Annotated in this window: 12 protein-coding genes and 1 pseudogene; 10 read left to right on the forward strand and 3 right to left on the reverse strand. The window is 45.0% G+C overall.

What is annotated here, in order from left to right; translation table 11 throughout:
* Positions 1–342: integrase core domain-containing protein (locus AAA943_RS21605; protein WP_338226500.1), on the forward strand; the 342-nt coding region annotated here is incomplete at its 5' end.
* Positions 343–882: 540 nt separating this feature from the next.
* On the opposite strand, the gene AAA943_RS21610 is transcribed toward AAA943_RS21605, so the two are convergent.
* A complete protein-coding gene (locus AAA943_RS21610; protein WP_338226501.1) occupies positions 883–1488 on the reverse strand; it encodes a DUF1684 domain-containing protein in 606 nt (201 codons plus the stop codon).
* 140 nt (positions 1489–1628) lie between these two features.
* Here AAA943_RS21610 and AAA943_RS21615 point away from each other — a divergent pair, with 140 nt between their 5' ends.
* The 9 genes from AAA943_RS21615 (at position 1629) to AAA943_RS21655 (ending at position 10441) form a co-directional block, all read left to right on the forward strand.
* Positions 1629–2198: a Crp/Fnr family transcriptional regulator gene (locus AAA943_RS21615; protein ID WP_338226503.1), complete on the forward strand. Its 570-nt coding sequence runs from the start codon at positions 1629–1631 to the stop codon at positions 2196–2198.
* 89 nt (positions 2199–2287) lie between these two features.
* A complete protein-coding gene (locus tag AAA943_RS21620) occupies positions 2288–2869 on the forward strand; it encodes an SRPBCC family protein (RefSeq protein ID WP_338226504.1) in 582 nt (193 codons plus the stop codon).
* The gene (locus tag AAA943_RS21625) at positions 2856–3659 is read left to right on the forward strand and encodes an SDR family NAD(P)-dependent oxidoreductase (RefSeq protein ID WP_338226505.1); all 804 of its coding nucleotides are present in this window, start codon (positions 2856–2858) and stop codon (positions 3657–3659) included. The genes AAA943_RS21620 and AAA943_RS21625 overlap by 14 nt, the downstream gene beginning before the upstream one ends.
* 490 nt (positions 3660–4149) lie before the next feature.
* A complete protein-coding gene (locus tag AAA943_RS21630; RefSeq protein WP_338226506.1) occupies positions 4150–5136 on the forward strand; it encodes a glycosyltransferase family 2 protein in 987 nt (328 codons plus the stop codon).
* Positions 5137–5146: 10 nt separating this feature from the next.
* Positions 5147–6967, forward strand: coding sequence for an ABC transporter ATP-binding protein (locus AAA943_RS21635; RefSeq protein ID WP_338226507.1), 1821 nt, complete (start codon positions 5147–5149; stop codon positions 6965–6967).
* Positions 6964–7911 (forward strand): glycosyltransferase, encoded by a 948-nt coding sequence (locus tag AAA943_RS21640; RefSeq protein ID WP_338226508.1) that lies wholly within the window; start codon positions 6964–6966, stop codon positions 7909–7911. Before AAA943_RS21635 ends, AAA943_RS21640 begins: the two co-directional genes overlap by 4 nt.
* The gene (locus AAA943_RS21645) at positions 7908–8906 is read left to right on the forward strand and encodes a glycosyltransferase family 2 protein (RefSeq protein ID WP_338226509.1); all 999 of its coding nucleotides are present in this window, start codon (positions 7908–7910) and stop codon (positions 8904–8906) included. The genes AAA943_RS21640 and AAA943_RS21645 overlap by 4 nt, the downstream gene beginning before the upstream one ends.
* Positions 8851–9591 (forward strand): glycosyltransferase family 2 protein, encoded by a 741-nt coding sequence (locus AAA943_RS21650; RefSeq protein WP_338226510.1) that lies wholly within the window; start codon positions 8851–8853, stop codon positions 9589–9591. Before AAA943_RS21645 ends, AAA943_RS21650 begins: the two co-directional genes overlap by 56 nt.
* Positions 9592–9595: 4 nt before the next feature.
* Positions 9596–10441 carry a glycosyltransferase family 2 protein gene (locus AAA943_RS21655; RefSeq protein WP_338226511.1) on the forward strand — a complete coding sequence of 282 codons (846 nt, stop codon included), beginning with the start codon at positions 9596–9598 and terminating at the stop codon, positions 10439–10441.
* Between the two features lie 249 nt (positions 10442–10690).
* Here the strand turns inward: AAA943_RS21655 and tnpA are convergent, their stop codons facing one another.
* Positions 10691–11038: an IS66 family insertion sequence element accessory protein TnpA gene (tnpA, locus tag AAA943_RS21660; protein WP_338226512.1), complete on the reverse strand. Its 348-nt coding sequence runs from the start codon at positions 11036–11038 to the stop codon at positions 10691–10693.
* A 73-nt stretch (positions 11039–11111) separates the two neighbouring features.
* Positions 11112–11657, reverse strand: a pseudogene (locus AAA943_RS21665) (hypothetical protein); the annotation flags it as partial.

An 11657-nucleotide genomic window follows, 5' to 3' on the forward strand; every position in this document is an offset into this window, starting at 1 on the left:
CGGGTGATCCGGGTATTGGAGTTTCTTGAGCTGGTCCGGGGCCTCCCCAAAATGATCCGCGTGGACAATGGCCCTGAGTTTATCTCCCGCCTGTTGGACCACTGGTGTAGGGAGAAGGGCATTGAGATGGTCTTTATCCAGCCGGGAAAACCGATGCAAAACGGCTATGTAGAGCGCTGTAACGGATCGGTCAGAAAAGAACTGCTTAGCGCCAATGTATTCAATTCTCTGGATGAGGTAAGGGAAAAAGCGATGGAATGGATGGAAGATTATAACCGGGAAAGGCCCCATGAGGCACTTGGATATCGGACTCCCGTGGACTTATTGGAAGAACTAACATGAACATATCTTTTGCTTTTCCAACCGTTAAGCAGCGCAAAAGTGAATGCGGAAAGCGGCTCAAGACCGGTTGGCCCAAGCCAACCGCTCGCCTTGGTCTTGAACCGCTTGGAGTATTCACTTACCTTCGCTTATCGGGTGAAAAGTAAACTTTTGACTGGCCCAATTTTCGGGGAAGCTTACAACCCCAATTCAATTCTGAATCAAGCTTTGCTCTCAGAGAATGTATCGGTTTTTTTTATTGAAGAATTCAGTTTTGAACTAAGGCTAACCCTTACCTGATTTCAAATGGTAGGCACCTGGATTGTTGATTGGTTATTAAATTTTTAGGGAAATACATTTAGCATAATCCCAAGGCTTAGACCCAATGCCGTAATGAAAAGTCAAGGCCACGACCCTTCGGGATAATCCCTAAAGGGTGGAAATCAAGCCTATAGAAAGCTTACTTTGAGAATTTTCAAATGATTTGAAGCGGACTAGAAAAAAGTAAACCTCTTGATGAACTAGGCCCTTAAACCAGAAAATAAACGGAGCAAGACGGGATCAATTCTCATACCTCACCCCTGCCAACACCTCAAATCCCAAGTCGTTTTCCTTTGGGGGAATGGGACAGGAATAGCGGTTGCTGTATGCGCAATAGGGATTGTATGCCTTGTTAAAGTCAATCACCAAGTATTCTCCCTCGGGAATTTCCAAATCCAGATAGCGTCCTCCACCGTAGGTCTGATTCCAATTGGACCGATCGGTAAAGGGTAGGAACAGGCTCTTCTCTTCTCCTGGCTCAAACCTATTGGCCGTATTCTGATAAACAGTCAGCGTGTACTCTTTTCCCTCCCATTCAAAATGGGCCAAAGCATATCGGTCAAACTCCCGCATACTCCGGTCGCTGGTTCTCATCCGGAAGGGGTCCGAAGCTGGCAAAATCTCCAATCGGGCCACTATTCGATAGCTTTCATCAATATGAAAAAAGGGTAAGCCCTCAAACCCATTGATCTTTTCCAAAGGCAAGGGAGAAGTCTCCGGGTCAGCAAAACTGAGGTTCAGTTTATGCTGATAAGCATGTATGCTATCCTCGTAGGTCTGAGCCTGAGAAGGAAAGGAGATGTAGGTCAATAGACCTAAAATAAAGAAGGAAGACAAATGACGCATGCAGGTAAACTAGAAAATGAATTATTCCGAAACATAGATAGAATGAAGGGGAAAACCATGGACTTAGTGCCTTGAACCGAAATAAATTTTCATCAGTAAACTATGCCTCGGAATGCTTATCTTGGAGGTTTAGATTGACCATGTGGGACCGATTCAAAGCAGCTATTCTTGAGCTGATCAAGGCAGAGGATGAAGAGTTGGAGGAGCTTTTTTCCAAGTGCTATTCCCAAACCTTCCAAAAGTATGAACCGCTCAGTCTACCAGGAAAAATCCCCCAGGATGTATTTTTTATCGCCAAAGGAATCCTGAGAGTCATCGTCACTGACTCCAAAGGCACCGAGCACACAGTTCACTTTGCCACTGAAAATCAGTTTGTGGCGGACTATTCCAGCTTTTTACTGAATCAACCCGGAATCTACACCCTTCAGGCCTTAGAACCCATGGAGGTGGTAGTCATGCCTCGAAAAGCCATCAATTGGGGATACGAGCATATGAAAGAAGGAGACAAGTTTGGAAGAAAAGTAGCTGAATTTTATTTCGTCTATCAAGACAACCGGGTGAAAAACACCTATTCCCGCACAGCCAAGGAACGGTATGAAATGATGGAAAGCATTTTCCCACAAATCCATCAGCGGGTCCCGCAGCATATGATCGCCTCCTACTTGGGGATTACTCCTGTTCATCTGAGTCGGCTCAAAAAGGAGAGGTAAACCAAACCCGGACTGGTAAAATCTAAACAAATGTTATCGTTTTTAGGGGAAGGGTACATCTAGCTTTGAAGGCATAAACTTACCTCACCATGAAATCTTTCTTGCTCAGCACCTCGCTTTATTTTGTCCTGTACTCAGGGCACACGCTTGCCCAAACGCTCTCTCTGGACACTTGGCCTCCGGGGTTTTCCCCCGAAGAGGCTTCTTTTTATGTGGAAAATCAAATCGAAATTGCTGGAAGTCCGCATGAAGTCTGGAAGGAATTGATTCAGGCAGAGGCATGGTCCGATTGGTACTACGGGGCTACGGAGGTAAAACTCATCGGAGAAGATCAGGTGCTGGCGTTGGATTCGAAATTTTCTTGGAAAACCATGGGAATCAATTTTGTCTCCCAAGTGAAGGAATTTGAACCCCATTCCCGCCTCAGTTGGATATCGAGCAAAAAAAGTATCCAAGGATTTCATATTTGGCAAATTATTCCGACAGGAAACGGCTGTCGGGTAATCACTGCGGAAAGCCAAAACGGATGGCTTACTGTGATGGAAAAAATATTTCAGCCCAAGAAACTCCACCGACAGCATGAGGACTGGCTCCTGCTTCTGAAAGAAAGAGTAGAAAAAAACCAATTAGTAAGCCAATCCACAAACCCTGTGTATCATGAGTCCCACTGAAAAAATCATATTTCAAGGCAAATATGGTCCTTGGGCGGTGGTGACAGGTGCCAGTTCGGGGATTGGAAGAGCTATGTGTTTAGCATTGGCCAAAATCGGACTTGACCTGGTATTAGTCGGCCGAAACCAACAAGCCTTGATGGAATTGAGTCAAGAAATCGAAGGGAAATTCTTCTCCAAAACCCGAATCCTACAAGCAGACCTGAGTCTCTTGGAGGAGAACAGGAGAATCATCGAGGAGACCAAAACCTTGGGAATTGGCCTGTTGATCTGCTCAGCCGGAATGGGAACCTCGGGGCGATTTATGGAAAGTAAGGTGGAAGACGAGCTGGAAATGATCCGGGTAAACTGTCTTTCCTCCCTGCTGTTGAGCCGGGAGTTTGGCGAAAGGTTTGCACAGCAAAAAACCGGAGGAATCGTTTTGCTAAGTTCGATTGTCGCGTTTCAGGGTGTTCCATTTGCTGCCCACTATGCGGCTTCCAAAGCCTACATCCAAAGTCTCGCTGAGGGAATGCATCACGAAATGAAGCCTTATCGGGTGGATGTATTGGCTGCAAGTCCGGGACCGGTCAAAAGCGGTTTTGCTCAAAAAGCTAATATGGTCATGGACCAGGCGCTGGATCCGAATGAAATCGCGTTGCCGATATTGGAAGCTTTGGGCAAGAAAATGACGGTTTATCCGGGCTTCCTCACAAAATTCCTGACTTTCTCCCTTTCCCTTTTGCCAAGGTGGGGAAAAGTACGGGTGATGCAAAAAGTAATGGGGGGCTTTACCCAACATCAGCGGTGAAAATCCAAATCGATCCTTCACCCTCCGGTTTTCGAATGCGTCATGATTTCCATTCCCGTCAGGACAAAATTACTCTACTCATGAATCCGTAGAAATGCCAGCAATACCCAAGGAGTTTCTTTTCGGTTTTTTTCTTCCTCCCCGACTTTGCAATCTAGCCGCGAATGCTTCTCGGGCACTTTCATTATTTAGCATGGTTTGAGGTCCTGAAGATTGCAGTTCGGATGGATTTGGATTGGGATGGATCTGCCTGTCCCAGATTGATTTTGGAAAGGATTTAATGAGCCCAAGCCCATTCCCGTCAGGACTGTGCCATGTTTCGAATTGCCCTCTCCTATTTTTGAAATCTTCCCGATCTACATCCTCAATTCAGAAGTGATTCCAATCAACTCCTGTCTGAGTACTGATTTTTTTTTCATTCCTTCTACCGTCATGCTGTAGCGAAAAAGCAGGGTCCAATCGTCCTTTAGGAAACTAGACCACTATTGTTTTGACCACATCCTTATCCGTGGTCCTGCCCAATTTCAACGGACGGGACCTCCTGAAATCCTATTTGCCTTTCACATTTGAGGCCCTTGAAAATTCAGGGTGTACCTATGAATTTCTATTAGTAGACGATTGTTCTCAGGACGATTCTGTAGAATTTGTTTCTCAAAACTATCCTCAAATCCGAATTCTAAAAAACGAGGAAAATCGGGGGTTTTCGTTTTCATGCAATCGGGGTATTAAGGAATCGGTCAATGAGCTTGTTTTTCTCCTCAATTCCGACATCAAGCTGAGTCCTGAATATTTCAGGGGACTTTTTCCTTACTTTTCCAATCCTGAAACTTTCGGTGTTATGGGGAAAATCCTCAACCGGGATGGATCAAAAGTTGAAATTGGAGCAAAGATTCCCCGCAGGATTGGGAAATATTTAAAGACAGACTTCCAATACCTACCATTCGCTGAGTCAAGCACGGCTCCTACCCTGTTCCTTTCCGGCGCAAATGCACTGATCGACCGAAAAAAACTCATTGAACTTGGGGGCTTTGATGAGCTTTTCAGCCCTTTTTATTCCGAAGATCTTGATTTGGGGATTCGCGCATGGAGGATGGGTTGGAAATGTTATTTCCACGATCAGTCCCACTGCTATCATCTGGGATCAGCCACTATGAAAACGCAGATTCAAAAGGACTGGGTCAAAACGGTCTACTTTCGGAATAGAATGCTATTTCATGCCATTCATCTGGAAACGGAGGATTTGAGGTGGTGGAAAGCACAAACCCTTCTCCTGGATGTATTGCCCAAGCTGCTTATCGGAAAAACATGGATTTGGAAAAGTTTTAAAGCGCTAAACGCCCTCGAGAGTGGAATTTCTCAATCCAGAAACAAGCTGAGGCATCAGCTTCAAAAAAAACCTGGTTCAAGATCACTGAGGCAAGTATTGACTGAGTTTGACCGGTTGATGGTCTCCCAACAAATTATTTGGAAATCCTAAATCAAAAAATGTGAATACCTATTTGAGATTATTGGGTTTTGCCAAGCCAGTGGAAAAATACGCCATACCTTACTTTTTCCTGACGGGATTGGCTACCGTGTTCAGCACCTTAAATCTTGCCCTTCTTGCACCACTTTTGGCTGCCTTGTTCAAGGATGCTTCGGGAATACTCCCATCACCGCCTGAATCTGCCACAGATATCATGGGCTGGATGGAATATTGCGCCTATCGGATTCAAGGCCAGTTTGGACAGATGGAAGCATTGAAATGGATTTGTGGCACCATTTTGATATCGGTTTTTTTAAGTAACCTTTTCCGATATTTTTCATTTAGAGTCATGGAAAACTTCAGGATAAACACGCTCCTGAACCTGAGAAATTCCTTGTTTAACCATGTAATTGATATGGATTTGGCCTACTTTACGGCTCAGCGAAAAGGAAATATCCTATCCAAAATCGCTTCTGACGTACAGGTAGTACAATATTCTGTTACCAGTACACTTCAGGTTTTGTTTAAGGAACCGCTTCAGTTGCTAGCTTATCTGGTCATCCTGTTTTCCATATCGGTTAAGCTCACACTTTTTGCCATTCTGGTCATTCCTGTATCTGCTTGGGCAATTGCCAAAATTGTAAGCCGGCTCAAAGCCCAGGCCAAAGAAGCCCAAGAGCGATTCGGAATGATGATCAGCCATCTGGATGAGGCCTTGTCAGGTATCCGAGTCATAAAGGCATTCAATGCGAGCGACCGGGCCAAAGAAAAGTTTGCCCTAGAAAATCTCGAATTTTCTGATCTGGGCAGACGAATGGCTTACCGTCAGCAATTGGCCTCACCGACCAGCGAATTTCTCGGCGTCGTCATGGTTACCATTTTGGTCCTTTACGGAGGCGAGCTTGTTTTACTGGGAGAGGAAGGGCTTTCGGCAGCAGCTTTTATCACCTATATCGCTGTTTTCTCTCAAATCATGCGCCCGGCCAAAGCCATGACTGAATCATTCAGCACACTCCACGCAGGATTGGCTGCCGGGGAACGGGTCTTGGAAGTCTTGGATGAAAAATCCAGTCGAAGCACAGACCATCACGAAATTCGACTCCCTGATTTCTTCAGGGAAATCAAGTTTGAAGAAGTCACATTTGCCTACGAGTCCAAGCCCATTCTCCGGGAAGTAAGCTTCACCATCCCCAAGGGAAAAACCATTGCCTTGGTCGGTCCATCCGGCGGTGGAAAATCTACATTAATGGATTTCATCCCCAAATTCCACAGCCCCACCCTGGGTAGGATCACGATAGACGGAATCGACTTGCAACAAATCTCTTCCGAGTCCATTCGGTCCCTCATCGGAATGGTGAATCAGGAAAGCATACTTTTCCATGATAGTATCAGAAATAACATTGCTTTTGGCAAGCCCGACGCGAATGACCAAGAAGTAGAAGAAGCAGCAAGGATAGCCAATGCACATGAATTTATTTTGGCCACAGAAAAGGGATATCAAACCCAAATCGGAGACCGGGGAGCAAGACTATCAGGAGGACAACGTCAGCGGATATGTATTGCCCGAGCCGTCTTGCAAAATCCACCCATTCTGCTTTTGGATGAGGCAACCTCAGCATTGGATACCGAATCGGAACACCTCGTTCAGGATGCCTTACAAAAACTCATGGTAAACCGGACTACCCTGGTGATTGCCCACCGGCTGAGTACCATCCAAAAGGCCGATCAGATCCTGGTACTCGAAGAGGGAAAAATAACCGAACAGGGGACTCATTTTGAACTCCTGTTTAAGGAAGGCAGCTACTGTAGACTTATCGAGAAACAAAGCCTGGAAAAAGTATGAAGCAATTGCCCCTAATTTCCATTGGACTTTGCACCTACAATGGAGCAGAATTCCTGCGAGAGCAGCTGGAATCTCTAGTCCATCAATCCTATCGTCCTCTTGAAATCCGAGTCCGGGATGATCAGTCCAAAGATGATACTCTTAGCATCATCCATGAATTCCAAAGCAAGTATTCCTTTATTCATTTGATCCAAAATCAGAAAAGACTTGGACTCCAAAAGAATTTTGAAGCAGTTTTTCGGGACTGCCAAGGGCAATTCATTGCTCCCTGTGATCAAGATGATATCTGGCATCCCCAAAAACTAGAAGTGTTGTATCAATACATTGGAGGTCATCAAATCGCCTATCACGATTCCCTACTCATCGATGAGGAGGGAAAAAGTATGGATTTCCGAATGTCGGATAAGTTTCGACTGCAAAACTGGAATGATCAGGAGCCTTTTCTCCTTTTCAATTGCATATCAGGACACAGCATGCTGTTTAGAAAAACCCTGTTGAGTACTGCTCTGCCAATGCCAGATACCGGCTTTTATGATCACTGGCTGGCATTTGTAGCCCTGAGTATGGGTTCAATTACTTTTTGTCCGGAGCCTTTGGTGAACTATAGGCAACATCAATCCAATCATACCGATCTAATCGGAAAAAAAAGAAGCACTCGAGGATTGGATCGGGCAATACAAAGGATTTCCCGGGAAAATCAATGGCTGGAAGTATGTGCCCGATTTGCAAAAGCTGCAAATCCCAGTACTTCGGCAAAAAAGATGAATGAACTCGCCCAGATGAGAGCATCCTCCTTTTTCTGCTTTGCATTAGGCTGGGAAATCTGGAAAAACAGAAAATTGATTCTGAGCATTCCCTCCTATTCCAGATTTGCTCAAGTGACTTTCGCCTTGCGCTATTCTATCGGCTTAAGGACCAAAACCTTTTTTTACACCTACTTATGAAAGTATCAATTATTATCCCCTGTTTCAACTATGGCAGGTATTTGGAGGAATGTTTGGCCAATCTTCTGTCCCAAACTTATTCGGACTGGGAAGCCTTGGTTATTGATGATGGTTCCACGGATCAAACCATGGAAACAGTCAGGGATTGGCAGGCCCGTGAGCCTAGAATTCAATATTTCTATCAGCCCAATTCTGGGGTTTCAGCGGCTAGAAATCTTGGATTGAAGAAAGCCAATGGAGAATTTATTCAGTTTCTGGACGCAGATGATCTGCTCAGCGGATCCAAACTTCAGCTTCAGGTAGATTTCTTAAAAAACCACCCTGATGTGGATCTTTGTTACACCGAAAACCATTATTTCGAGGATGGCCAACCTGAAATTCGCTATCCCGATCAGGAGTTTTTGGGTAGGGACTGGATGATTCGGTTTTCAGGAACAGGAGCTTATGCTTTGGAACAACTGATCCTAAACAACCTTGCTGTGGTCAGCAGCCCAATGTTTCGCCAAAGTCTCCTTAGCCATTCGGGTCTGTTCCCCGAAAATGTATCCCATACCGAGGACTGGCAATTTTGGCTACAATGTGTATTGGCAGGTGCCAAAGTCCACTATCTCAACAATCCGGATGCTTACACACTCATTCGGGTACATCGTACCAGCGTAAGCCAGCAGACGCAGACCATGCGCTATGGAGAGTTGCATCTGAGGACTTGGCTAAATCGAAGGATTTCTGAATGCCCATTTCTGTCGGACCCAGAAAAAACATTTCTGAGTATTCTAAATGAGAACCGAAAACGGGCACTTTTCAAATACATCATGTATCATGGCCCGCTGACAAGTGTACGCCACTTGAGCAAAATGGCCGTCATCTACCCTTGGGCCACTGTCCTCTCCTTTTACCTGAAAGCACTCAATTTCAGACGAAAAACAATCAATAAAATCCATGCAAGAACTAGACATCATTATCCTGTCAAACGCACAGACACCCGAACTGCGTGACCTGACTTCACAGGCCATTGAGTCGCTGCTTGACTCCGAGGATTTCAATAAAATCCGGTTTTTGATTCAAGTCTTTGAATCGGCGAATACCGACCCCTATACCTATCCGTTTTGCAGGACTATTTTCCCCAGAAAGAGCTTCAATTACAACCGCTTCATGAATATGGGAATCAGAAATGGAAAAGCCCCATTTATCTGTCTTTGCAATAATGACCTGATTTTTCACAAGGGGTGGGCGAGTGCTATCCTCAAAACTCTGGAAAAGTATCCGGATTTGGACAGTGCTTCTCCCATCTGTGAAATCAACCACCGGGAAAGAGGAATTCAGCCCCATAGCGGGATACACTTGGGGTATGAAATCAGGAAACAGGTGACTGGATGGTGTCTTTTTTTCAGGCGAAGCATGCTTCAAAAGACAGGCTTGTTGGATGAAAGATTCAGGTTTTGGTATGCGGATAATGACTACGCGAATACCCTTAAAAAAAACAAAATCCTTCACGCATTGGTCACTGAATCCCGGGTAGATCATTTGGAAAGCCAAACCCTAAAATTGAAGTCACATCGGGAACAATTGATGCTCACTACGGAAGAACGATTCTTTTATGAATTCAAGTGGGGATCAAGAAGTTATTTCTCCTATCTCAATTACCGTCGAAAAAACTTTTTTAGGAACCGTAAACGCTAGCAGAATGAATCATTTTCCATTAGTATCCATTGTAATCCCAAGCTACAACTCCTCTGCTTTTTTGGAAGAAACCCTCACTTCCGCACTGGGCACCTCTTACCCCAATTTTGAAATTGTGGTGATGGATGATGGGTCCACTGACCGGACCAAAACCATCCTTGAAAGTTGGGCCCGACGATGGCCGGAAAAAATCAAGGTATTCCACCAATGCAATCAGGGACCTTCTATAGCCAGAAATCAAGGTATTCACCAGGCAGCCGGAACCTATATCCTTCCTTTGGACTCGGATGACAAGATATCTCCAGACTATATTTCCCAAGCTGTAGAGAAGTTGGAAACTGACCCTGATCTTAAAGTCGTCTATTGTGAAGCTGAAAAATTCGGAAGTAGGTGTGAATACTGGAAACTGAAGCCATTTTCACTCCAACAGCTGGCCTTAGACAACATGATTTTTATGTCAGCCGTGTTCAGAAAGTCAGACTGGGAAAAAACAGGAGGTTTTGATCCCCGCTTTTGCTTGGGGTGGGAGGATTGGGAGTTTTGGATTAATCTCCTGAAATCAGGAGGAAAAGTGCACAAGCTTCCCCAGATTGGTTTCTACTACAGAATCAGAAAAGGCTCAAGAAGAAAATCCACCAACAAATCGGGGAAAGAACTGACCATTCGATTATTGAACAGAAAACATCCTGAATTTTTCAATAGATTTCTTTTTGGACCATTGAGAAACCCAAGAGGTATCTCCAAAATCGTCAACTTACTTCATAAGATTTTCACTTTTGGTCTCAGCAACAGGGCCAAGGCTCCCCGGCATGCTTATTTATTCCACAGAGCCAAAGGGGTAGATGTTTAACCGCCAAACCATCCATATGAGGTTGGATAAGCCGTTTTCAACAACTAGTTAAGAGATCAACCTTCTTTTACACCCAGAGGAGCTCAAGGAGTATATAGATTTTTATGTGACACAAGCGTTTTGGCTTTCGGTCCACCTCCTCCCACAAAGTCCTGAATAATCCACTAAAAAGCTAAAACCATTAAATATTAAGAGCAATCCCGACATTCAGGACAGGCCATACTCCGGAATCAGAACCCAAGGGGGTCATCATGCCCCTGTTGCCAGAAGGAAAGTATGGTCTGCATTCAGCGCCTGTCCCAGCGTAGCCCGCCAAAGGCGGTGTTTTCTGCTGTCGCGACCCAATTTTAATTCCTGGATCCCCCGAATCCTTACACCATTGGGATAGACTACCTCAAGATCGCCAGAAGGCAAAGAAGGGCTCACTTCAGTGAAACCGGATGAGACAGCCGTAGCTCCAGCTCCTACTTTTCGGTACCAGTAGGAGAAGGTGGGCAGCTTGATATTCTCCCGCAGACAAAAGTCACGTTGGGTCAGACCACTGGATTTGAAGGAAGCTACCATCGCCTCCATTTCTTGTTGACTCGCTCTTTTCATAAGTTTGTTTTTGAAGCAATCTTAGCTGGTCAATGGAGGCTGAAAAATATGCAGTTGCTCGGGTGGATACTGTTTAGAAAGATAGTACCTCATATTGGTAGGTGCCCAACTCGACCGCAACTTTTCCCTCTTCATGAATCAGGTAATCTAGGGCACCATTTTGAAATACAAACTCACCAACATAGTCCTGCGTCTTAGTCAGAGCACCGCTGGTATTGTATACCTCCTGGGTTAATTTGATACCTTCTGCATCATAGGCAAAGCGGATCTTCGCTCCGGTATTGAAACTCACTTCTACCGGAAGATTCAAATGGTTGTAAGTGATGTTGCTGATCTGCTTGTCCAGGTTGGTCTTCAGGTTGCCATTGGCATCATAGGCATAGGCATTTGAACTTCGCTCGATAAAGCCTTTAGAGGTATAAGATTGGCCCCCCATTCCATCTGTTACCTGGGTTAACTTATTGCTGTTAGCTTGATATCCATAAGTCAATACATCCACATCACCATAGGTACTTGATGTCCTTTGATTTTTTCTTGTCAGGGCCATGATATTCCCATTGGCATCATAGGTCATATCGCTCAGGCTGAACCAATTCGTCTCACTGGTCGCAGTGTAGGT

It is taken from the genome of Algoriphagus confluentis (genome assembly GCF_036245625.1).
GTDB lineage: Bacteria > Bacteroidota > Bacteroidia > Cytophagales > Cyclobacteriaceae > Algoriphagus > Algoriphagus confluentis.

Coding starts and splice junctions, on each gene's coding strand:
- AAA943_RS21625 (WP_338226505.1), top strand. CDS start 2,856: ATGAGTCCCACTGAAAAAATCATATTTCAAGGCAAATATGGTCCTTGG.
- AAA943_RS21645 (WP_338226509.1), top strand. CDS start 7,908: ATGAAAGTATCAATTATTATCCCCTGTTTCAACTATGGCAGGTATTTG.
- AAA943_RS21615 (WP_338226503.1), top strand. CDS start 1,629: ATGTGGGACCGATTCAAAGCAGCTATTCTTGAGCTGATCAAGGCAGAG.
- AAA943_RS21650 (WP_338226510.1), top strand. CDS start 8,851: ATGCAAGAACTAGACATCATTATCCTGTCAAACGCACAGACACCCGAA.
- AAA943_RS21620 (WP_338226504.1), top strand. CDS start 2,288: ATGAAATCTTTCTTGCTCAGCACCTCGCTTTATTTTGTCCTGTACTCA.
- tnpA (WP_338226512.1), bottom strand. CDS start 11,038: ATGAAAAGAGCGAGTCAACAAGAAATGGAGGCGATGGTAGCTTCCTTC.
- AAA943_RS21610 (WP_338226501.1), bottom strand. CDS start 1,488: ATGCGTCATTTGTCTTCCTTCTTTATTTTAGGTCTATTGACCTACATC.
- AAA943_RS21640 (WP_338226508.1), top strand. CDS start 6,964: ATGAAGCAATTGCCCCTAATTTCCATTGGACTTTGCACCTACAATGGA.
- AAA943_RS21655 (WP_338226511.1), top strand. CDS start 9,596: ATGAATCATTTTCCATTAGTATCCATTGTAATCCCAAGCTACAACTCC.